Here is a 22403-nt window from a genome sequence, read left to right on the forward strand (position 1 = left end):
CGCCTCGATACGCCGCCTCTCTCAACCCGTCATCACCCACTTTCCCGCATAGCTCCGCCCAAACGCTATCGCTGTACAAACGGCTGCTTGGCGCACGATATGTCCTCCTGGCTGGTGGCGATCTGTGCCACGAATTTACGTACAGTTCGCGGCCGAAGGCAAGGTGAAGCGCAAATTCATAAGCAAACCATCTTCCGTGAGTTCAGCATGCGCAATTGTGAATCCGTGCTCAAGCCCGTATGGGAGCTCGCATTTTCCATTCTGATAGAGGCTCACCTGTTGATTTGTGCCGAATTGGTCCGGAATCGCGCCCTCGGGATCTGTTACGGCGCGGTTGTCGAAGTGGCAGCGCAGGCGCATTGCAAAAAAGTGCACAAGCGTAGGCCTACCATTGATTAGCGTCAAAGTTTCATCGGTGAGCCACCCTAACGTGGGCGGACCAGTTACAAACTGGTCACAAAACCCAATGATGGAGTCAATTGATGAACATGATCGGTCAAAAGAGCCTGCTGGTAGCCTTCGCCTTGGCTCTTGCTCTGAGCTACTCGGCAGCGGCTTCCGCGCAACACGCCCCGGATGCGCACGCGCAGCAAAATGCGCCCGCTCAGCAGACGATGCCGGCGCAGCAAGGCCAGGGTATGGGCCATGATGCAATGGACCACGGTAAAATGGGCGCCAAGGGAATGGAGGGCGAACACGGCCGGATGGGGTCCGGAATGAAGCAAGGCGGTGCCAGCGATACAACCGCCACGAAAGGAGCCAACCCGCCGGCAAACTCGAACGCGGCGCCGCCCAGCGGCTTCAAGTAAACCGCCACCAGCATCTCGCAGGGCGATGGAGAGCCAATAGAGCGACTCGGCGGATCGCCTAGCGGAGATCATTTAAATTGGCCATCTGCAGCGACTCTGATTTGCAAAGTCACTGCAGCCGGCACTTATTCACCCATGTGATGAGGAATCACATTGAGGAACTGCGCCGTGGTCCTGACCGGTTCAGCACACGGAATTGAAGAAAACCGAGTCCTGATTTCGCCTATCGGGGGATGAATGATTGTTCACGCAAGGACGCACAGGATCATTGCGGCGATCATCAAGCGGGCCGAGCGGGGCTCATTTATTCCTTTGGTCGGAGTGACGGCATTTCTCTCAACTCTGTCGATGAGCATCCCCGTGGAATGGCTGGTAATCGCCGCCACCCTGGCGTGCCGGAGGCGGTGGGCCGCGACTGCGTCGGTGGCGGCGCTCGGGAGCGCTGTGGCGTCACTCGGTCTTTATCTCGCTTTTCATCATTTTGGCTGGAACATCTTGGCTGAGCGCTACCCCGAGCTTGCCGGGTCGCGGGCCTGGTTACAAGCCACGGATTGGCTGGCAAGATATGGGCTTCTCGCGCTGTTCGGGTTGATGGCTGTACCACTTCCTATTCCCAAACTGCCCATGCTCGCTGTCGTCGGAATCTATCGCCTGCCGGTACCGGACGTCTTTGCTGCGATCGTTGCCGGAAAGATCATCAAATACCTGGCTTACGCGTACATCGCCGTTCGTTTCCCGAACGCCATTCGTTCCCTCGCCGACCACGCCGTTCCATGGAGCAGGTTTTCCACCGCTCGATTGCAGACCTGGCTCGTTGCTGGCAAGGCCACGATTCGTAGAATACGTGTCTGGACAACGACGACGACGCAGAAGCACGGCATCAGAAATGGAGAAGGTAACATTGGCTGACGAGATCAGTGGCCGTTCGTCCGCTTGGACCCTGCAAATTGCGCCGCAGCGGGTTTGGGAAGCAATCACCGTCAGGTCCGTGCTGCCAAAGTCACAACGCGACGTCCGTTTGGACCTGTTTCGCGGCTTGGCAAACTGGTTGATCTTTCTTGGGCATATTCCGGATTCGGTGCTGGCCTGGTTCACGACGCGAAATTACGGCTTTAGCGATGGCGCCGATCTTTTCGTGCTGATCTCCGGGTATACCGCGACCTTCGTCTTCGGCAAGATGATGATGGAGCGCGGCTTTGTCATCGGCGCGACCAGGCTGTTGCGGCGGGTCTGGCAGCTCTATGTCGCTCATCTGCTGATCTTCATCTTCTACCTTACTGCGGTTCATTACCTTGCGCATAAGTTCGACGATCCGCACTTGATGGATCAATTCAACGTGGCGCCATTAATGAACTTCCCGGTCGAGACTCTCTCGCAAGGCCTGATGCTCAAGTTCAAGCCGCTCAATCTCGACGTTCTGCCGCTCTACATCGTGCTGATGGCGGCCTTCCCGATCGTCCTGTGGTTCATGTTGCGATGGCGCAACGCGGTCATGATCGGATCGATCGGGTTGTATCTGGCGGCGCGCCATTACGGCTGGAATTTCGCCTCCTATCCTGCGGGCGCTTGGTATTTCAACCCATTTGCATGGCAGCTGCTCTTTGTTCTCGGCGCTTGGTTGGCGCTCGGGGGAGCCACGGCAACCCGGGTCCTCCTGCATTCCCGACTTCTTTTCGTGCTGAGTATCTGCTTCGTCCTGTTCGCGCTTGCCCTCTCGCTGGGCGAGCGAATTCCCGAACTGCGGCCGTTCATTCCTGACGCCATTGCGGGGCTATTCATTCCGAACGACAAGACCAACCTTGCTCCCTACCGTGTGATTCACTTGGGGAGCCTGGTGTTCATTGTCGTCTCGCTCATTCCGATCGATTGGCCAGGACTGAAATGGCCGATCTTCAGACCGCTGATCAGGTGCGGTCAGCAGTCGCTGCCGGTGTTTTGCGTTGGCTTGTTCCTCTCGTTCATCGCGCATTTCATGCTGGCGTTCGGTTCGGAAGGGGTGCTGGCTCAACTCCTGATGGGCGCGGCAGGTCTGTGGATCATGACGATCATCGCCTATTATCGGACATGGTCGAAGGACGTCGATAAGAGCCTATCTTCTGGCGGAAAGTTGGCGAAAAGCGAAGCCGGTCGAAGCCGCGAGCCCCGTGCCGAAGGATAAAATGAGCTATTGGTTCAGAGGCATGTCGTGGGGCAGGGATGATCACTTCCGAGCTGACGTTCTCCGAACAAACGCAAGCCGCCATTCTGCATGGGCTTCATTGGACGGCGTCCGCTATTGAGCTGCTCGGAGTGGTGGTGATCGTCGGCGGTGTAGTCGGTGCGACGGTGTGGTCGCTGCGCGAGATGCGGCACCGGCAATTTGCCGATGCGTTTCGTTCGTATCGTGCTAACCTCGGCCGCGGCATCCTGCTCGGTCTTGAGTTCTTGATTGCGGCGGACATCATCGGAATGATCGCGATCGTGCCGTCGTTCGATCGGCTCGGCGTCCTCGCGCTGATCATCGTGATCCGTACGTTCCTGAGCTTCTCGCTTCAGATCGAAATCGAGGGCCGCTTACCGTGGCAGCGGCACACGGGTGGGGACGACGACGCGGATCGCGCCGGGCTCTGACCCTTTTAATCGGGCTCTGACGGCGGTGGGGGCTCGCTTAGGTTCTGGGATGCCGAGCTGTAGAAAGCCTCAAACATCTTTTCGAGGGCTTCGTCGCGATTGACGCGTGTCCGCTCAATCAGTGCCGTGACCAGGCTGAAATACGTTCGCTCGGCGGTAAGGATTATCGTCGGACAGCGGGGTGCGCCTGTCGCGGAGGGATTTGGCAGCAAGCTCAGCCAGTCCGCGCAGCATGGAGAAAAAGTCAGCGAAAGCAGATAGTGGCTGGCTCGCATTGGATGAAGCCATTTCGCCAATCCTTCAATCCTTCTCGCGCCAAAAAGAAGCAGTTTTAATTCGAGGCCGAGCGGCACAGGGTGGGAATCACGATAGCGAAGAGGTGGCATTGTATGGGAAGGCTTGGATATAGAGCTTCAGGCGTCACGGACCGCAGCGACGAAGAGCTTTCTCTGAACTCCGGGCAGCGCTTGTGCTTCACGACAGCGCTTGCGTTCAGCGTGATCCTGCCAAGCTTGCCTGCAAGGGTCGCTATTCTTGCGAATGCGGTGGATACGAAGACGATTTCCCGACATACTGGACCGATTACAGGTATCTATACGCTTTCAGTTTTCATCTCGGCGCCCCTTTTCGGCAAGATGTCGGATCGGTGGGAGCGCCGCTCTGTCTTGGCGATGGGACTGAGTGGCTTCAGCGGAAGTCTGGTCATCTTTGAATTTGCCGATAGTCTCCTCTCGATCTATTTGGCCCGAATTCTCGGCGGGTTGGGCTCGGGTGCAGTCACGCCGGTCGCCTTGGCCCTCATAGGTGATTTTGCGCCGGACGATGGCTGGCGCGCACGGCGCTTCGCCTGGCTGGGGGCGGCGACGATGACTGGCTTCATGACAGGGCCATTCTTAGGCGGCTCGGTTTTTGCCGCCGCGGGCAGCCCTTTCTCGACGGCTCAGTATGCGCTGCTTTGGCCAGCGGGGTTTGCTCTTCTGTCCGCCGTTGTTCTAGCTCTTGCGATCCCGTGCGAGCGTCGCCTTCGTCCGTGCTCTGCCAGCGCAATGTTTTGCCGGGCCAAATTCGTCGTGCAATGACGCTCAAGCTGCTTTGGCTGGCTGCCGTCGTCGCTGGATGCGTGGCGGCCTTTGACGTCGTCCTTACCTTGCGTGGAAGCTTCGTCGCAAGCCAGGGCACCGCATTCGTAGCGCTTGTTCTTGCCGAGTGTAGCGCGGTCATGCTGCTGGCTCAAACGGCTCTCTTCTCGTCGTCCCTTGTGCAGCCACATGTGACGAAATGGCTGATCGCCGGCATTAGGCGCACTGGCAATCGGGCTGGCGATCTTCCCTGCGCTAACCCAGACGGCAGCGGTGGTGCTCGGTGTTGGCCTGGTCGCCGCGGCCGCGGGCATCGCGGCGCCGGCGATCACCTACTGGACCTCGATCGTGGCAGGTGAGCACCAGGGCGAGCAATTGGGCCGATGGACCGCGGTCACGAGCCTCGCGCAAGCGCTTGGTTCGGCAGCCGCGGGACTAATGGTTTCGCAAGGCTCGGACCAAAGCTTTTTTGTGTTTTCCGCGATCACCGCGCTGGTCGGAACACTGCTCGCGCTGCCGCTTTCCGGGAGGTTGACCGCTTCAAAAACCGACTGAACTGATGTCGGACCAAGCGGATCGCCGCCAGAGCAGCACATCTGCGCTTCGGCATGCAATCCTTTGCGACAGATTGATAGAATCCAGAAGATGAGCCTCGGAGCTTGCATCGTGACGGCAAACCGTTGCTGGTCGTCGGCTCATTGAGTGAGCCGCTATGCTGGTCGCTTTTTTCGCGAGCTTAGGGCCGCTGCCACGATGAACAGCGGCCCCTTCGTCTTCGAATTGACCCAACTTCACTTCAGGTTCGTAATTGCAGTCAAGTCAGCCGAGAGTTTGGCGATGCCAGTGGCGCCACACCAGTTGGAGCCAAACCCACCGGGGTTGATGAGCGAAACATTGGCTGGACTGGTCACGCTCGCTGTGAAGTCGCTGGTGTAGGCGTTGCACGCTCCCTTGGAGAGATTGGTGTCGGAGTAGCGCAGATCGAGGGTAAAAACCTTATAGGTGAAGCCAACCCCGATGTTCCAGGTGTTGTAGCTCGGCTCCGGAATACCAAACTGATAGATTTGTCCTGGAATTTGCGTTCCGTAGAACCGATCCGAGGTGCCGAGCCACTGCCGTCCGAATTCACCAGAGACGTACATGCCGATACCGCTGGTGCCGAAGGTCGAGCTTGGAGCGGTCCACTTGGCGGTGATCGAGGCGTAGTTGCCCCAGGCGCCGAGGTTCATCATATTGGGGGTATAGTAGTTGTTGGCGCCGATCTGAAACTGGTCATTCAGGGTCACGTTGACTTTGGCATAACCCTCATAAAAACTGGCGTTCCTTTTGGCGAAATTGCCATTGATCGGAAGTCCGAGGGTGACAGGGTCGGCGTTTGCTACGCAACCCGCCTCTGAGCCAGGAATTCCCGAGCCCGGAAAGGCGAAGGCGTTGTAACAAGTGCCACCGGGATAAAGATAACCCCAGACGCCGAAGTCAAAAGCGAAGATGCCAAAAGTGGGACGGATGCCGCCATAGATATCTATTTCGGCTGCGGCGCGGTTGGGGAACGAGATGCTCGCGCCGCCGGCGCCGATATACAGTTGCACATCCTTGGTGACGTTATAGCGCGGCTCGAAGTAGGCCGCGACCGATGGCTTGTGATTGGATTGAGTGATGCCGCGGAACACGTAGTCGCTCATGAGTGCAGCGCCGAAGGCGAAATCCCACGCCTCGAAGGCGGGCGGGGGCGGCGCCTTGGCTGCCTTCACGGACATGTCCGCCGCGACAGCCGAACCTGCATTGATCGCAAGCACCGCCGCGACCAGACCCACTTTCTTCATGACAACCCCCATCACAGTTGCAGCCCCTCGCCGAGCGCCAAGAAGAGTAGGGACTCAGCTGTTGCTCGACACGTCTTTCTAGGATCAACCTACCCAGCAAAGCGCAGAATTGCGAAGCCACAACCGTGGGCAATTGCTCAAAGGCTAGGCAATTTGACCCATCCTAAGTGAGTTCTTGGCAGGTGTTGTATTCAGACCATAGATTTCTGAGAATAAGTGCAAAGCGCGACTCCTCGGACCGCCCGCCAAACTGCTCTACGCGCCAAACCGGACTGCCTGCGGCTGGCGCTCCGGCAACATCCCTGTTGAGAGCATTGAGCAACGACCTATTCGGCTGGGCTGCCAACGGAAGGCTGCCATGAACGGACGTGAACTACGAATATGGCGCAAGCTCCTGGGCTACACGCAGGAGGATGCGGCCAATGAGCTTGGGGTTACGCGAGCCACCATTCAGAATTGGGAACACGACGTCACGCCTGTTCCGGTCACCGTCCATTTGGCGTCCCGGCAGCTCATTCGGCGCTGGAAGCAACGCGCCGAGTTCGGGCCGGTTACCCTGGTCTACGCAAGCGTCCCACTCCCGTCGCCAAATAGCGTCGCGGGGCCGCCGACGCTCACCTGCAGGCGCTATCCGGATAATCACACCGCCTTCCGCAAGATCTTGGAGCTCAGAACGAGCCCAAGCTTTTTTAATCCCCTGATTATCGACGAGGGCAATGTCATCATCTGGAGTGGTCCCCAGCTGATTCAACAATGTGAGAAGCTCAGCCAGAACAAGGATAGGCCGTGAGACATACACGAGTCACTTTGGATTTGTGCCGCAGATTCTATGCCTTTGAACGCTTCAAAAATTAGCTGAGGTGCGGCTTTGGATTGCTGGGATCTCAAGAAGTGGCGAAAAAAGCACGGGTTCAACCAGTTTGATGCGGCGGAGCAGCTTGGAATAAACCGAGGTAGCTTCCAGAATTGGGAACGAGAAGTCAGACCCATTCCGAGAGCTGTCGAGCTTGCTTGCGAAGAGATCTCACAATTGCGGCGACAGCGCCCTGACTTCGGTCCAGTAATCCTTGTATATGCCGACGGGCCGATTTTGCAGCAGTCTAGTGAGCTCTACTCCCTCGCTCTGCTGCGTTGTGACCGTTTTCCAAATAACGAAGCGGCCATGGAAGAGGCCACTCGGCTGGGTTTTGATCCGTTGGTTGTTGATCCTTTCATCCTGGCGGAAGATGGTTCGGTTGTTTGGGATGCGCCCGAACTTTTGGAAGAATGCAACAGGCGAAGACGTGCAAAAAACTGCGCGAAGGCCTCCGCCTGATCCAAATTATTGCGGCGAAGACGCCTGATCGTATGAACTGGAGATCGTGCGCGACCGCTGACAAGGAACTCCGGCGTGATCAAGTCGATGCTACTGCCGATCAGGCAAAAGCCTTCTCCAGCGAATGGATCAGAACACCGATCGACCTGTCGTGACGCGTGATCGGCGGGATGGGACGCTCGATGCCGAGCAGCTGATAGACCGCCGTTTGGGCTGCGCGCACCGAATGCTCGACCGTGAAGACCACCTCGTCCGGAATTTCGACGAACTGGCTGATGAACGCCAGGTTCTTGGAAGTCGGCGGAACAGGCAGCGGACGATCGGACCTGAGCCGCGGCATAAACATGCTGGTGATGTACGGCATTCGGCAGGGAATGCAGGTCGCTCGTCGAAAGACCGCATAGTCGAAGTTCAGATGACCACAAAGCTCGCGCAAGATTTCCGCTCCTCCACACTCCGACATTGGCTTGGCTACGAAATTGCCGATCCGGTCGGGGTGCAGGGCATAGCCCCAGAATACCGCCACGTCGCTTGGTTGGCCGACGAAGTGCGGTTGATGGTACAGGACGATCGACATCAGCCAATTGGAATCCTTGAACGTGACCAGCCCCCCCGTGCCGGCGGCGTTGCCGGAGAATGCCTCCATCTGTTGGAAAAAGCTCCGGTCGCGACAGGTCACCGTGAACGATGCCCAATAGGACTCGGGAATCGAACTGTTGAACACGGCAGGGTTGCCGAATTCCGGCCGCCCGGCGGCGATCTTCTCCCAGAGGACCCATCCTTCGCTGTCGGCTTTCGTCCGTGGTTCGGCAGGGCTCGTCATGGAGCCGAGGCTTGATGCGTCGGTCATCGAACCGTTCTGAAAGAACACGAGGTCGTGGGCTTCGACCGTCGCGACGAGCTTGGCGCCTTTCCGGTCGATCGTAAGGCCTTTCACCCGGACCTTTCCGCCTTCGTCCGCAACGTCGATGTCGGTCACGCGCCCGTCGCTGACGAACCGAACGCCGTGATCCTTCAGCCATGCTTCCACGGGACGAACGATCGCGTCATACTGGTTGTAGATGGTTCGCTTGACACCGCCGAGCGTCTCGATGCGCGGAAACTCGTTCATGAACCGATGCAGATAGCGTTTGAGCTCGACCGCGCTGTGCCAGGGCTGAAAGGCGAACGTCGTTTGCCACATGTACCAGAAGTTCGTCTGGAAGAATGCCGGGGACAGCCAGTCCGTGATGCGGCTGTTGCCGAGCTCGTCTTCCGAGGCCATCGCCAGGCGCACCAGTTCTTCGCGATCGCGCATGGTAAAGCCCATCGTCGACACGTCGACCTTGAAGCGGTTACGGTCGACCAGTCGTGCCTTGGAATGGGCTCTGTGCTTGAGGTTGAATGCGACCGTCTCGTCGCGGACGGTTTGGCCCGGGTGCTCGAGCGACGGAATCGTTGAAAGCAGATCCCACGTGCATTCGTAGTGGTCGGTCGTCAGCATGCGGCCGCCGCGCAACGAATACGACCCATCTGGAAGCTGAGCGCCATCCAGACTGCCGCCAAAGGTCGAGAGGTTCTCATAGATCGTGATCTCGCTGCCTGACATTGCGCCGTCGCGGATCAGGAAGGCGGCGCCGGCGAGCGATCCGATTCCGCCGCCGATGAAGTAGGCTTTCATGTTAGGCTTTCCTGGCTGAAAGGGTGTCTAGCGCGATAAGCTATTGTGTGAGAAGCCGCGGGCCTTGAGCTAAATCAAGTTGTTGTTTCGGCCTGCAATTGCCCCCTAAGTTGGGGAACGGCGTCCAAAACTTGAAAGCCGATTAACACTTTTCGTCTCAAAAATCCGAACTGGGCGTGTCGTTTGAGCTGGCGGATAGCTTAGCTCGAGTGGCCGATCGCAAACGCGATCATCGCTTCCAACCGGAGCGGTTGTGACGATCCCAGCCGCACCAGCTGCGTGGCGCGCGAGCGAGATCGGATCACGGTTTCCTGGCTCTAATGACGGATATGCGTCCAATCCCCACAGACTGCGACGATTGCCGGCGTAGGCCGACAAAGCCGGCGTTAACAAGAGAACCCGTCCAGCTTCCGTTCAGATGTGGGGTTGCGGCAGCCGGCCCAGAGATGCGCTCGGTGAACTTGAGTATTCTGTGCTCATTGGAATTGGTCGGCTTATCGTAGTCTGCCACATGTAAAGTGCCGCCGCGCCGCAGAACCCTTCGTAATTCGTTGGCAAGGCGACACTTTTCATCGGGCGAGCGATCGTGGAAACTAAGTACGCTGACGGCCTTGTCGAAAGAGCCGGCGCCGAACGAAAATCGATCGCCAGTCGTTGCGGCCAGGACCTGAACGTTCTCGATGTGACGGCGCGTAATATCCCGCACCGCTTTCGCGACGCTGCTCGGGTCAGGGTCCACGGCGACAAAGGTCGTGGTTGGAAAACGCAATGCCAGCATAATCGCCATCGACCCGCTACCTGCGCCGAAATCAAGAATGCGGTCGTCCGCCCGAGGCGCAAGAGAATCGATAACCGCTTCCTGCCAGGATCGATCGCTCATCATGACATCGAAAAAGCCTTCGTAGAGAAGTCTGGCAAAACCAAGCCGAATTCGGTTGGAAACACGCGCCAATCCGACCACTGCCTGCGGCGTCGACATGTTTTGCCGTCCAATGCAGATCAATCACAAGCTAAGCCGAAACACATAATCGGAAATAAAGGCAGCAAGTTGAGCCAGATCAACGATCTGCGAGATTCTTAGGGTTACATGGGGAGAAACGTGAGGATACCGCCAGTACGTACAACATGAATGGGCGGGTGAGTAAAACGACGATGCGCCTCTCTCGAACCATCCTGGCCCTGGTGACCGCGCTGTCGGTGGCAATGCTACCGATGGCGGGAGCTGCCAATTCCGGCTCGATGGCGCACGAGGTCGCATCGCAAGAAATGGCAGTTGTGAGCTCCGACGTGCCGGAAGCCATGGACGACTGCTGTGCGGACCAGATCAAGGCCAACCCTTGCGACCAGCCGAGCGATCAGTGCTCGCTGGCCTTCTGCGCGTCGCAGTCGGGTACCATCGCTGATGTCACCAGTTTTCCGTTTGATTTCCCGATCGTGACGGGAAATCCGCTCCCCATTCCGGTGGAGCAGGTCGTCGCTTTGCATAGCGGCAGTCCGCCGTTCCGTCCTCCGCGCGTCTGATCTTCTCTCGCGTGCTGCCGACCGTGAGCCGTTTGCGCTCGCGTGTGGCGACAATTCCGCGCGCCTTCGATTCGGTTCCGAAGCCGTGGAGAGACCAGACCTATGAGGAGAAGATCCAATGATTTCGAAGTTCACGCGCGTCGTGGCGCTCGCCACCGTGACCAGTCTTTCAGGCTCGGCGGTTTTCGCTGCGGCGAGCGATTACGCGTTCGAGCCCATCAATGCGGAGATGAAGAAGGGCGACGACGTGACGGTGGCGGTGCGCCTGACCAACAGGGCGACGGGAAAGCCGGTGCCGGACGCGGTCATCATCCGCACCCGCGTCGACATGGCGCCTGACGGGATGGCCGAGATGGAATCGCCGGTCAGCCCGTTGCCGGCAAAGGAGCCTGGCGTCTACGCCTTCAAGACCGATTTGCCGATGGCCGGTCGCTACCAGCTCAGCGTCGCCGCCAAGGTGCAGGGCGAGGCGGAGACTGTGATCGGCAAAGTGGTGATCAAGGCGAGCAAGTAAGGGGCATTGTCGGCGCTTCGACCCGGAGCGCCGACGCACTTTTTAATCTAGCTCAAAGTGCCTTTGGGCACGCGCCATTAAGGTGAATGATATGAACAAGCTTGTGATCACGCTCGCAGCCAGCGTTGGGCTCGGGGCTGCCGGCTTTTGGCTAAGCCAACAGCCGCACATGCGGGCGCAAACCTATGTAGCCAGCGCAATCGCAGCCGAGAGGTCCGTGCTCTACTACCGCGACCCGAGCAGCGCTCCATTCTGGTCGGCTGGTCCCAAAAAGGACAGCCAGGGCCGCGATTATCTGCCGGTCTACGACGACGAAGAGCCGTCGTTGGACCAGCCCGCGCCGAAGCCGCAAGCGGCACAGGCGGGGCGGAAAATCCTCTACTACCGCAATCCCATGGGACTTCCGGATACCTCGCCGGTGCCGAAGACCGACCCGATGGGGATGGCCTATGTCCCGGTCTACGAAGGCGACGACGTAGATGACGGCCTGGTAAAACTCTCGACGGGCAAGATCCAGCGAACCGGCGTGAAGTCAGAACCAGCCGAGCGTCGCGCGATTCGGACCCTGGTGAGGGCACCCGGCACCATTCAACTCGACGAGCGGCGTGTCTCCGTGATCGCGATGCGCGCGGAGAGCTTCCTGCAAAAAGTCGCCGATGTGACGACCGGCACCCGCGTCGCGAAGGGAGAGCACCTTATGGAGGTCTACAGTCCCGCCGTCGCATCGGCCGCGGCGCAGTATATTTCGACCATCGATTCCCCTGTCACCAACGGCATCGGATCGTACGGGCGCGGCTCACGGCAGCGGCTTACCAACCTCGACGTTCCAGAGCCTGCAATCGTCGCGATGGAGAAGAGCCGCACAGTTCCTGTCACCATCCAATGGTCGGCTCCGCGCGACGGCATCCTGCTGGAGCGCAACGCCATCGAGGGCATGCGCGCGCAACCGGGCGACGTGCTATTTCGTATTGCGGATATTTCGGTCGTGTGGGCTCTGGCTGATGTTGCGGAGCGCGACCTCGGCAGCATCACGGTCGGTCAGCCCGTTGCGGTGCGCGCCCGCAGCTTCCCCGGGCGGGAATTCGGCGGCAAGATCAGCGTCATCTATCCGCAAGTGAACCGCGAAACGCGAACCGCGCGGGTCCGGATCGAGCTGGCCAACGCCGACCTCGCGTTGCTACCGGACATGTATGTCGACGCCGAGATCGGCACCGCCACTGGGACGGCGGCCGTCGCCGTCCCAGACAGCTCCGTGCTCGATACCGGAAGCCGCCAGGCCGTGTTCATCGACAAGGGCGAGGGCCGCTTCGAGCCGCGCACCGTCAAGCTCGGCCGCCGCGGCGACGGCTATGTCGAGGTGAAGGAGGGCGTGAGCGAGGGCGAGGCGATCGTGACCTCGGCCAACTTCCTGATCGATTCCGAAAGCAACCTGAAGGCCGCGCTGAAGGGCTTTGCGGAAGCCGCCACGCCGGAGGCGACCGGAGCTTCAAGCGGGGCGAAACACGTGGGAGGGCACCAATGATCGCCCGAGCCATCGCCTGGTCGGCACGCAATCTGCTGTTAGTGCTGTTCGGCACCGCCTTTGCGGCTGCCGCCGGCCTTTACGCGCTGGTGCATCTTCCGCTCGACGCCATCCCCGATCTTTCCGATACCCAAGTGGTCGTCTACACCGAATATCCCGGTCAGGCGCCGCAGGTGATTGAAGACCAGGTCACTTATCCCTTGACCACGGCAATGCTGACGGTGCCAAAATCGAAAGTCGTGCGCGGTTTTTCGTTTTTCGGCGTGTCGTTCGTCTACGTCATCTTCGAGGACGGCACTGACATCTACTGGGCGAGGTCGCGCGTGCTCGAATTCCTCAACAGCGCAACTTCGCGGCTGCCCGCGGGCGTGGCCCCCACCATCGGTCCCGACGCGACCGGCGTTGGTTGGGTCTACCAGTACGCGGTAATTTCAAAGGAATTGAATCTCGCCGAGACCCGAACCATCCAGGATTGGAACCTGAAGTTCGCGCTTGCCAAGGCGGAAGGCGTGGCCGAGGTCGCGGGTGTCGGCGGTTTCGTCAAGCAGTACAACGTGATCCTCGATTCCCAACGCATGCGCGATCGCGGCATCACCATGCAGAAGATGCGCGAGGCGATCCGCGCCAGCAACGCCGACGTCGGCGGCCGCACCGTCGAACTATCGGAATTCGAATACGTCATCCGCGGCAAGGGATACCTCAAAAGCATTAACGACCTCGGCAATATCGTGCTGAAGGTGAGCAACGGCACGCCGGTGCTGCTGCGCGATGTCGCAAGGGTCGAGCTGGGCCCCGACGAAAGGCGGGGTATCACCGAGCTTAACGGCGAGGGAGAAGTCGCCAGCGGCATCGTGTTGCAGCGCTTCGGTGTCAACGCGCTTACCGTCATCGAGAACGTCAAGAAACGGTTCAAGGAGATCGCCACCAGCCTGCCCAAGTCGGTCGAGATCGTGCCGGTCTATGACCGCTCCAACCTGATCTACGCCGCGATCGACACTCTGAAGCGTACGCTGGTTGAAGAAAGCATCGTGGTTGCTCTGGTCAGCGTCGTTTTCCTGTTGCACGTCCGCAGCGCACTGGTGGCAATCCTGATGCTACCGGTCGGGGTATTGATGGCGTTCGGCGCGATGAAGCTTTTGGGCCTGGGCTCCAACATCATGAGCCTCGGCGGCATCGCGATCGCGGTCGGCGCGATGGTCGATGCGGCCATTGTCATGATCGAGAACGCCCACAAGCATTTGGAGCGGGCGAGGCCAGGCCAGACGCGCGTTCAGATCCTGATCGACGCGGCATCGGAGGTGGGGCCGGCGCTGTTCTTCAGTCTCCTGATCATCACCGTATCGTTCATGCCGATCTTCACCCTGGAATCGCAGGAGGGACGGCTGTTCAGCCCGCTGGCCTTCACCAAGACCTTCGCCATGGCCGCCGCCGCATTGCTGTCGGTGACGCTGGTCCCGGCGCTGATGGTGATCTTCGTTCGGGGACGGATCGTTCCGGAGCATAAGAACCCGATCAACCGCTACCTGATCTGGATCTACCGTCCGGTCATCAAGGCGGTGCTGCGCGCGAAGGTGCTCGTGATCCTGCTTGCGGTCGGGGTCCTGGCGGTGACGATCTGGCCCGCACGACAGCTCGGCGCAGAATTCATGCCGACGCTGAACGAAGGCACGCTGCTTTACATGCCGACGACGCTGCCGGGCATCTCGGTGACCAAGGCCGCCGAACTGATGCAGATGCAGGACCGGATCATCCGCTCGTTTCCGGAAGTCGCCTCGGTCTACGGCAAGGCAGGACGCGCGTCGACCGCGACCGATCCGGCACCGACCGAAATGTTCGAGACTGTCGTCAATCTCAAGCCGAAGGAGGAGTGGCGCACGGGCCTCACCATTGACGGCCTGATCGCCGAGATGAACCAGGCGCTGCAATTCCCTGGCGTATCCAATGCCTGGACCATGCCGATCAAGGCTAGGATCGACATGCTGTCGACCGGCATTCGCACCCCGATCGGCGTTAAGGTGATGGGCACCGATCTCGTGCAGATTGATAAGCTCGCCAAGCAGATCGAGCAGGTCTTGAAGGCCGTCCCGGGCACTTCGTCGGCTTACGCTGAGCGTTCGATCGGCGGCTACTACCTCGAGATCACGCCGGATCGCAATGCGCTCTCGCGTTACGGCCTCATGATCCAGGACGTTCAGGACACGATCGCGACCGCGCTCGGCGGCCAGACGGTCACGACCACGGTCGAGGGCCGGCAGCGCTTCAGCGTCAATATGCGCTACCCCCGCGATCTCCGGGACAATCCCAAAGCGATTGCTAGCGATATCCTCGTTCCGCTGCCGGCCGGAGGCGCCGTGCCGCTCGGCGAAGTCGCAAGTGTCGAGCCGGCGCGCGGACCGACGACGATCCGGACCGAGAACGGTCAGCTTGCGACCTACATCTATGTCGACATCCGCGACCGAGACCTGGGAGGCTATGTGGCCGATGCTCAGCGGGCGGTGCAGGCAAGCATCCAGTTCCCGGCAGGCTACTACGTGCTCTGGAGCGGTCAGTACGAGTACATGGAGCGCGCCACAGCGCGGCTGAAGATCGTCGTGCCTGTGACGCTGCTTATCATTTTTCTGCTGCTTTATCTCAACTTCCGCTCCCTCACCGAGACGGCCATCGTGATGCTGTCGCTGCCGTTCGCGCTGGTCGGTGGCCTCTGGATGATGTGGTGGCTTTCCTTCAACATGTCGGTCGCCGTCGCCGTCGGTTTCATCGCGCTCGCCGGCGTCGCCGCCGAAACAGGCGTCGTGATGCTGATCTACCTGAACCACGCCTTGGCGGAGATCAGTGCGCGGCGCAAGGCGGAGGGCCGTACCGTCACGCGAGCCGATCTCTACGACGCCATCATGGAAGGCGCGGTCGAGCGCGTCCGGCCGAAGATGATGACGGTTGTTGCCATCATGGCCGGCCTCCTGCCGATCATGTGGAGCACGGGTACGGGATCCGAGATCATGCAGCGCATCGCGGTGCCGATGATCGGCGGAATGGTCTCCTCGACGCTGCTGACGCTGATTGTGATCCCGGCGATCTTCGGACTGATCAAGGGCTTTGGCTTGCCTTTGAGCGAGCCCGGTGGCCCTCAACGCCCTGTGCGACTGCAAGCGACAACCAAAAGGGTACGTATTCCGGAGCCGGCCGAATGATATAGGCATAATGAGCAATAAGACGGAGGCCGAGAATGAAGACGCGCGGAATTATCTCCGCTCGCGACAGCCGCAGCGCTGCTGCCAGCGCTTGCTCGGACCGGCGACATATCCGCGGTGAGTAGGATTGTCTGTGCGCGAGGTTCGACTTGGAATGAACTTGGCTGACGCACGAGCTTGATCCAGACCGGCCTTACCCTAGGGGGCTTCCAAGCACCTCCACCTCATGTCGATGCGAGCCCATCAACGCAATCAAGGCGGACGCCAATAGACTACATGAACGGCACTAAGGTTCCTCGCCGCCTTTTATTCAAAGAGAGCAACCATTGACCTACCATGCGCAGAATCCATTCCAGCATGGCGTCGCCAAGGTCGCTGTGCCGCTCCCTGCCTGACCATCATAGGGGGCCGCATCAATCATGATGGGATCGACCGTAGTAGCTCCTGACAAGCCGATAACCAGAACCCGAAGCAACAAATTCCTGGTGGAGGCAGTTTGCCGCACTTCTACAAAGCCCTGGCCTGCCTTCACAATAGAAGTGCTCGAAATGCAACCTGACAAGCCTCGAATTGTCGAGATAAGTTACAAAGTGTTCGGCCGCAGTTGGCCGCTTTCGGCACATGCGGAGAGCTGCACGTCGGATGTCGGGCGGCAGACGGTCGATCCGAGCGGGATCGAAAGGAGCTTCACGGTTAGGTGAACTTGCGAGTGCCAACGCCGTCGATTGAGCGCAATCGAAAACAAGCGGGTAACTTGTTGCCAATATTCCAAGAATGAACAGCCCTTCGTTGGTCTTCATGGTCGCCTCATTGCAGCCGACCCACTACGTCAGATATCAAGTTTGCGCCTCTGAATTGGAGCATGGGTGCGAATTGGAGCATGGGTGCCGAAGACAAACGATGTCGCCAATTTGATGATTCCGAGTTGATCTGAGTCAATCGAAGGCCATGCATCAACAGGTCTGCAGGCACTTGGCCGGAAATTATCTTCCCGCCCTCCGGCAGGGAATTGCCCCGGTGGGTCGGCGTCAGAACTATAGGTGACGCCGAGGCCGGGATGAACATGCGAGGATCGAGTATTGACTTTTCGACGCACTCGGAGCGGCGAATATTTTCCTTCACCGCGTCGATTTTCCTCTTTTACGGCCGTCCCTGCCGGCGCGGAAACCCTTTCGGACGCACTCGTGAACGCCTACCAGTCGAATCCGCAGTTGAATGCAGCGCGGGCGCGCCAGCGCGCGACCGACGAGAATGTGTGACGGGCGCTCTCTGGCTATCGTCCCCAGATCAACGCAAGCCTGAGCGCAGGCTTGCAACATCTTTCGACGCCGTCATCGCTGCGGTGCGAACAGCGGCCCCGACCAACCTTGTCCGGACGGGCGCGTTTGCCGGCCTTGTTTGGGCGGCATCAGCGCCATCGCTTATGCTCTTCATTGCACCGACGACTCGTTGCTTTTGTCGCAATCTGGCGCGGTGGCACGATTGTGCTCTGCACCGTAGCAGGCGCGATCTTGGGCCCCAAGTTATGCGCAGGTAACCCAGGCTTCGCCGTTTCACGTCGGCGTGAGCCTGTAACCAACCCGCGCTTTCTTCCGAACTCCTCAATGAGGCAGATCTCAAGCTTTCTCGTCGAATGACCAGGAGCCGGGTTATGTCAAAACAAACCTTCGGTGCAATGTTGCTGCTGCTGGTGTGGGTGTCCCAACGCATACGCAGGAGCTACGATTTCGGACAAGCGGTATTGGCCAAGCGAGGCCAGGCAGGGCGCCTATGGCCCATCCGTCCCGCAAGGTGGATGGAGTTCTGCGTTTGCTTCAGTCCCCAGGACGCCTGGCTTCTTCGTCGCGCCAGCCCCAGAGGCGAGCAGCCGCGTCTGGAGATACCGGGGAGGCCCGAAGTCTCCGATGACACGGAACTGAGCGGATCGAATCGTCCGTCAGTCCAGACATTGGAATGGCGCTTCACGCTTGCCGCGCGGTATCCTCTGCCCAAGATCCCATTGATCTCGATCAAAAAGGTTTGTGCCAACTTGTTGTCTACTTTCCGCTTGGATGTCCAGGAGTTCAGGTCATGGCGGTGCAAGACCATTCCGATCATCGGGAGCATACGCGAGAGAGCATGTCCGTGAAATCCAAGGCCGCACTCGTGCTGATCGGGTTTCTGCTTATCGCCGGCGGGTTGCTCTTTACCGAACACCGGGCGCACGTGGTCGGCCTTCTGGTTTGGCTCCCATTGTTGGCCTGCCCGCTTATGCATCTGTTCATGCACGGCGGGCACGGTCATCACGGGAGACAAGACCAACAGGACGACCAGAGGGGGACGTCATGAGCGACGCCGCACCTGCCTATGGCCTGTGGAGCCTTGTGATCGTCAACGCGGCCATCTTCATTTTCTTTGCCTATACCTTTTTCAAGCCGCAGACGCCGAGGGACTGGCGCTCGTTCAGCGCCTTCAGTGCCTTTCTGGTGGCACTGTTCGCGGAGATGTACGGCTTTCCGCTGACGATCTACTTCTTTTCGGGGTGGCTGCAGTCGCGATTTCCTGATATCGACTGGTTCTCCCATGACGCCGGTCACCTCCTGGAGATGATGTTCGGCTGGAAGGCCAATCCCCATGCGGGTCCATTTCATATCCTGAGCTTCGTGTTCATCGGCGGGGGGTTCATTCTGATCTCCGCCGCCTGGAAGGTGCTCTACGATGCGCAGCGGGCGCGGTCTCTCGCCACGACCGGGCCTTACAGTTATGTGCGGCACCCGCAATATGTTGGATTCATCCTGGTGATGTTCGGTTTCCTGCTGCAATGGCCGACCATCCTTACGCTCGCCATGTTTCCGGTGCTCACAGTGATGTACGTCAGGCTGGCACGGACCGAGGAGCAGGATGCGAGAAGAGAGTTTGGCGACGCATATGTGAGATATGCAGCCGAGGTGCCTGGTTTTATTCCGAAGCTCAGCAGGATCTTGGGTCAGGAGTCCCGCGGAGGGTATCGCCATGGTTAGCCGCGCACGGCGCTCCTTGAGCACTCGGCATCACCTCCGGCTTGGAACGTCGGGCCGTCGCCGCAAAACCTCTTCCGTAAAGTCCAAATCGCCAGGCGCCAAGGGCTAGGAGATATCCGATGAGCGAGTTCGACAAGCGCACTCAGACTAACATGAACGTGGTGCTCGAGGACGTCTGCCGGGACTTGTCCAAGCATGGCGGGGATCATGAAAGCCGCAAATACATTGCGGAGCATTTGATCGAAGCGGCGAGCGCCGGGAAAACCACGCTGGGCGATCTCGAAGCAATAGCGCGGCGAGCGTTGCTGGATCTGACCAAACGGAAGTCGGCCTAAGCAATGTGGTGCCCGAAATCCCAGAATCTGCGAAAGACAATTCTGTAAATTGGCGAGCGGATCTGATGTGATCGCTGCTCCAACTGTCGAAGATCAAATGAACCCTTCATGCCAAGAGATCATCCCCGCTCCTCGGGCGTTTACCGCCCTGGCGTGCGGCCCCGAGATCCATAACGTAAGAGGTGTCCAAGGCAATGAGCTTGGCCGCGAACGCGCCTAAATACCTGGTTCTTGCCGTGCTGGCCGCTGGGCTTGGCGTCGCGGTGTGGCAATCGCTGGGGCCCGCCGAAAGGGCTAAGGGCTACATTGTCAATGTGAACGAGCCAGAGCTCTCCGCCATCGGGCGAAGTGGGAAGGTGCTTTTCGAGGCGAATTGCGCTGCCTGCCACGGCCTCAAAGCCGCGGGAACCGACAAAGGCCCGCCGCTGGTTCACGAGATCTACAATCCCGGCCATCACTCCGATGCCGCCTTCTTCTTCGCGGCCCAGCGCGGCGTGCGTCAGCACCATTGGCCCTACGGCAACATGCCGCCGCAACCCCAGGTCAGTGAGCAGCAGATCACGTCAATCGTGCAGTATGTAAGAGAACTGCAGGTCGCAAACGGTATCCCGTATCGACCTCACCGGATGTAGTCATCAGAGTTCTCAAAGCTTGCCGAACTTGGTGGCGCGTTAGGAGCCCGGCTGGCAGTGGATGAACAGAACGTGCTCCGGCTTGCTCGAGCGGGACTTATCGCGGGTTCCTCTCATATGGCTGACAGGCCCCGCCCGACGGGGAGGCGCGCGCTCGAGGCCAACCCACGTCTCAGGCTGGCATCGCGACGGGATAACGTATCTAGCGGGCCAGGATGCGAGCGTGATCTACACACGGTTGCTGGACTTCCGCTCGGGTGCGCGCGTCAATGCACGGCAGCCCCGCTGCACGGCATCGCACCCCTGCGGCTCGTGCCGCCGGCAGCCTAGATAGATAACCAGGCGGGAAGCCCCTGGCTGGAGGGGCAGTCCGAGGTCTATATGAGAGACCAACTGCATGCCTTCGCGTCCGGACAGCGCCGCAACGACATCAGCCAGCAGACGCGCAACATCGCGCGCGCAATGAGCGGTTCGCAACGCGCTGTTGACGAGCGCGCCACCGCGGTCTGCCCTTTCCGTCCGGACGTGGTGATCCGCGTCGGTGATGACGCGGCCGAGACCCACGCGTTCCATCGCGCTCGGAATTTCGCCAAAAGCGACGGCAACGGCTGGAATCATGGTTTGTTGATGCGGGAAATTGCACGCAAACTTTCCGACGCCGCTGAGGGCGTGTGTCCTCGGCGTTAGGGTGAGTCGCCTATCTGATCTGGTTCAGGGCTGGCGGCATCGCGCGCGCAATGAGCGGTTCGGCTCGGTATGCAACCTGCGCGGTTATTTTTCTGGCAATGTGGCCGGCATGCCGCCTCAGGCGACCGAGAGGGTTGAATCGTAGATGTTCGCATAGTTTGCCGCGGCATCATTCCAGCCGGCGGGGCGCGCCATCGCGGCCGTCCGCATCTCCCGCAGCCGCCGAGGTGAATGATAGATGTCGAGCGAGCGGTAGATCGCTCCCAGGAAGCTGCCAAGGGAGAGGTCACCGAAAAGCAGGCCGGTGACGCCGTCCTGAATCGTGTCGGCGAGCCCCCCGGTTCGATGGGCAACGGGCAACGAGCCGAAGCGTTGCGCGTACATCTGCGTCAATCCGCATGGCTCGAAGCGCGAGGGCATCAGCAGAAAGTCGCTTCCCGCCAGCATCTGCCGCGCAGTCTTTTCCTCGTATCCAATCTTGATGCCGAGCTTGCCCGGATATCGCTTGGCCATCTGGCAGAGTGACTGCTCGACCTCGCTTTCGCCCTTGCCGGTGACGACGATCTGGCCGCCCTGCCGCACGATCGTCTCGATGGCTTCGATTGCAATATCGAGACCTTTCTGGTGGACCAGCCGCGAGACGATCGCAAACAGCGGGCCGCGCGACACCGCCAAGCCGAAGGTCCTCCTTAGCGCTTGCGCATTGACGTCCTTTCCCTTCCAGTCATCTGGACTGAACGGTCGCGCCAAGTGCGGGTCCGTCAGAGGGTCCCAGCTTTCGTCGATGCCGTTGATGATGCCGGTCAAGCGCCCCTGATCGAGCTTTCCTCTGAGCAGCCCGTGCAAGCCGCAGCCATGCTCAGGCGTCACGATTTCTCGCGCATAGGTCGAACTTACGGTCGTAATATGGGATGCGTAAAAGATGCCCGCTTTGAGAAAGGAAATATCACCACAGAACTCGACGCCATTGATGTCGAATGCTGCCTGAGGAATGCCGAGCCGATCCAAGCGATGCCGCGAAAACAAGCCGCGATGCGCAAGATTATGGATGGTCAGCACGCTCGGTGTCGATCGGCCGCTCCAGGCGAGATAGGCGGGCGCCAGCGCCGAGGTCCAGTCGTTGAGATGCAGCAGGTCCGGTACCCAGTTTGGATCGCCTGCGCCGGATGCGATTTGTGCGGCGGCAAGGCCCAGCCTCGCAAAACGGAGATCATTGTCCTTCCAGTCGGCCCCCGTTGCGTCCCCGTAGAGACCGCCGTCGCGCTCGAAAAGCTGCGGACAGAGCAGCACATAAACCGGAAGAAGGTCGCCCGTGATGCTGCGTGCAAGATCGCAGCCCGGGATGTCGCCGCAGGACGGCAGACGTCCAACGATCTCGACTGCCTGTAGTTGGCTGACGACATCGCGATAACCTGGGAGCAAGACGCGCATATCGCACTTGTTTCGGAGCGTGCGGGGCAGCGCCGCGGATACTTCGCCAAGGCCACCCACCTTTACGTAGTCGGCAAATTCGGAGGTGACGAACAGGATCTTGGGACGGCTACGTGGAGCGGGGTCGGCGCCGAGCGTAGCCCGACTTCCGGGTTTGGTCGGCCGCCCACGTCGAACCGAATCATGCGCCTTCCGCCGCGCTCCCATCCCGTCTCCCCTTTGATGCCAAGGACCAACCACTCGATAGACGCTCGAATAGCGGAATCATTACAGTCCAT

Annotated in this window: 23 protein-coding genes and 2 pseudogenes; 20 read left to right on the forward strand and 5 right to left on the reverse strand. The window is 59.6% G+C overall.

Annotated elements, in window-relative coordinates; all coding sequences use genetic code 11:
* The 7 genes from AX729_RS40240 to AX729_RS36455 form a co-directional block, all read left to right on the forward strand.
* The coding region (locus AX729_RS40240) for a hypothetical protein (protein WP_210183203.1) at positions 1-399 on the forward strand (399 nt) is incomplete at its 5' end.
* 83 nt (positions 400-482) lie between these two features.
* Positions 483-809, forward strand: coding sequence for a hypothetical protein (locus AX729_RS36430; RefSeq protein WP_057197062.1), 327 nt, complete (start codon positions 483-485; stop codon positions 807-809).
* Between the two features lie 237 nt (positions 810-1046).
* Positions 1047-1718, forward strand: coding sequence for a YqaA family protein (locus AX729_RS36435; protein WP_057197061.1), 672 nt, complete (start codon positions 1047-1049; stop codon positions 1716-1718).
* Positions 1711-2967 carry an OpgC domain-containing protein gene (locus AX729_RS36440; protein WP_057197060.1) on the forward strand — a complete coding sequence of 419 codons (1257 nt, stop codon included), beginning with the start codon at positions 1711-1713 and terminating at the stop codon, positions 2965-2967. The genes AX729_RS36435 and AX729_RS36440 overlap by 8 nt, the downstream gene beginning before the upstream one ends.
* Before the next feature lie 38 nt (positions 2968-3005).
* Positions 3006-3419, forward strand: a complete 414-nt coding sequence (locus AX729_RS36445; protein WP_057197059.1) for a DUF1622 domain-containing protein — start codon at positions 3006-3008, stop codon at positions 3417-3419.
* A 389-nt stretch (positions 3420-3808) separates the two neighbouring features.
* Positions 3809-4498: an MFS transporter gene (locus tag AX729_RS36450; protein WP_057197058.1), complete on the forward strand. Its 690-nt coding sequence runs from the start codon at positions 3809-3811 to the stop codon at positions 4496-4498.
* Between the two features lie 225 nt (positions 4499-4723).
* On the forward strand, positions 4724-5053 hold the full coding sequence (locus tag AX729_RS36455; protein ID WP_349510060.1) for a hypothetical protein: 330 nt from the start codon (positions 4724-4726) through the stop codon (positions 5051-5053).
* Between the two features lie 236 nt (positions 5054-5289).
* Here AX729_RS36455 and AX729_RS36460 read toward each other — a convergent pair whose 3' ends face one another.
* On the reverse strand, positions 5290-6321 hold the full coding sequence (locus AX729_RS36460) for a TorF family putative porin (RefSeq protein ID WP_057197056.1): 1032 nt from the start codon (positions 6319-6321) through the stop codon (positions 5290-5292).
* A gap of 358 nt (positions 6322-6679) precedes the next feature.
* Here AX729_RS36460 and AX729_RS36465 point away from each other — a divergent pair, with 358 nt between their 5' ends.
* Together AX729_RS36465 and AX729_RS39280 are read left to right on the forward strand one after the other, a co-directional pair.
* Positions 6680-7111 (forward strand): helix-turn-helix transcriptional regulator, encoded by a 432-nt coding sequence (locus AX729_RS36465; protein ID WP_057197055.1) that lies wholly within the window; start codon positions 6680-6682, stop codon positions 7109-7111.
* A gap of 78 nt (positions 7112-7189) precedes the next feature.
* Complete coding sequence (locus tag AX729_RS39280) at positions 7190-7636, forward strand: helix-turn-helix domain-containing protein (protein WP_082529006.1); 447 nt, start codon at positions 7190-7192, stop codon at positions 7634-7636.
* Positions 7637-7736: 100 nt separating this feature from the next.
* On the opposite strand, the gene AX729_RS36470 is transcribed toward AX729_RS39280, so the two are convergent.
* Together AX729_RS36470 and AX729_RS36475 are read right to left on the reverse strand one after the other, a co-directional pair.
* Positions 7737-9296, reverse strand: a complete 1560-nt coding sequence (locus AX729_RS36470; RefSeq protein WP_057197054.1) for an oleate hydratase — start codon at positions 9294-9296, stop codon at positions 7737-7739.
* A 301-nt stretch (positions 9297-9597) separates the two neighbouring features.
* Complete coding sequence (locus tag AX729_RS36475; RefSeq protein ID WP_057197053.1) at positions 9598-10275, reverse strand: class I SAM-dependent methyltransferase; 678 nt, start codon at positions 10273-10275, stop codon at positions 9598-9600.
* Between the two features lie 158 nt (positions 10276-10433).
* Here AX729_RS36475 and AX729_RS36480 point away from each other — a divergent pair, with 158 nt between their 5' ends.
* The 4 genes from AX729_RS36480 to AX729_RS36495 all read left to right on the forward strand — a co-directional run bounded on the left by AX729_RS36480 (position 10434) and on the right by AX729_RS36495 (position 16041).
* The gene (locus tag AX729_RS36480) at positions 10434-10817 is read left to right on the forward strand and encodes a hypothetical protein (RefSeq protein ID WP_197433759.1); all 384 of its coding nucleotides are present in this window, start codon (positions 10434-10436) and stop codon (positions 10815-10817) included.
* Between the two features lie 118 nt (positions 10818-10935).
* Positions 10936-11331 (forward strand): FixH family protein, encoded by a 396-nt coding sequence (locus AX729_RS36485; RefSeq protein WP_057197051.1) that lies wholly within the window; start codon positions 10936-10938, stop codon positions 11329-11331.
* A 91-nt stretch (positions 11332-11422) separates the two neighbouring features.
* Positions 11423-12853 carry an efflux RND transporter periplasmic adaptor subunit gene (locus AX729_RS36490; protein ID WP_057197050.1) on the forward strand — a complete coding sequence of 477 codons (1431 nt, stop codon included), beginning with the start codon at positions 11423-11425 and terminating at the stop codon, positions 12851-12853.
* On the forward strand, positions 12850-16041 hold the full coding sequence (locus tag AX729_RS36495) for an efflux RND transporter permease subunit (RefSeq protein ID WP_057197049.1): 3192 nt from the start codon (positions 12850-12852) through the stop codon (positions 16039-16041). Before AX729_RS36490 ends, AX729_RS36495 begins: the two co-directional genes overlap by 4 nt.
* Before the next feature lie 413 nt (positions 16042-16454).
* Here AX729_RS36495 and AX729_RS40245 read toward each other — a convergent pair whose 3' ends face one another.
* A complete protein-coding gene (locus AX729_RS40245; RefSeq protein WP_156402745.1) occupies positions 16455-16841 on the reverse strand; it encodes a hypothetical protein in 387 nt (128 codons plus the stop codon).
* Between the two features lie 279 nt (positions 16842-17120).
* Here AX729_RS40245 and AX729_RS41925 point away from each other — a divergent pair.
* From AX729_RS41925 to AX729_RS41930, 7 genes and pseudogenes are all read left to right on the forward strand, one after another.
* Positions 17121-17297: pseudogene (locus tag AX729_RS41925) on the forward strand (TolC family outer membrane protein); the annotation flags it as partial.
* Positions 17298-17362: 65 nt separating this feature from the next.
* Positions 17363-17567: pseudogene (locus tag AX729_RS41450) on the forward strand (NrsF family protein); the annotation flags it as partial.
* Between the two features lie 544 nt (positions 17568-18111).
* Positions 18112-18369: a DUF2933 domain-containing protein gene (locus AX729_RS36500; protein WP_057197048.1), complete on the forward strand. Its 258-nt coding sequence runs from the start codon at positions 18112-18114 to the stop codon at positions 18367-18369.
* A complete protein-coding gene (locus AX729_RS36505; protein WP_057197047.1) occupies positions 18366-19040 on the forward strand; it encodes a methyltransferase family protein in 675 nt (224 codons plus the stop codon). Before AX729_RS36500 ends, AX729_RS36505 begins: the two co-directional genes overlap by 4 nt.
* 119 nt (positions 19041-19159) lie before the next feature.
* Positions 19160-19375 carry a hypothetical protein gene (locus tag AX729_RS36510; RefSeq protein ID WP_057197046.1) on the forward strand — a complete coding sequence of 72 codons (216 nt, stop codon included), beginning with the start codon at positions 19160-19162 and terminating at the stop codon, positions 19373-19375.
* Positions 19376-19569: 194 nt separating this feature from the next.
* Entirely contained in the window at positions 19570-20007 is a 438-nt protein-coding gene (locus AX729_RS36515; protein WP_057197045.1) for a c-type cytochrome, read from the forward strand.
* 381 nt (positions 20008-20388) lie between these two features.
* Positions 20389-20694 (forward strand): hypothetical protein, encoded by a 306-nt coding sequence (locus AX729_RS41930; RefSeq protein WP_156457405.1) that lies wholly within the window; start codon positions 20389-20391, stop codon positions 20692-20694.
* Between the two features lie 117 nt (positions 20695-20811).
* Here the strand turns inward: AX729_RS41930 and glgA are convergent, their stop codons facing one another.
* Positions 20812-22332, reverse strand: a complete 1521-nt coding sequence (gene glgA, locus AX729_RS36525) for a glycogen synthase GlgA (protein ID WP_057197044.1) — start codon at positions 22330-22332, stop codon at positions 20812-20814.
* Positions 22333-22403: the final 71 nt, after the last annotated feature.

The sequence above is a fragment of the Bradyrhizobium sp. CCH5-F6 genome (genome assembly GCF_001556045.1).
GTDB lineage: Bacteria > Pseudomonadota > Alphaproteobacteria > Rhizobiales > Xanthobacteraceae > Bradyrhizobium.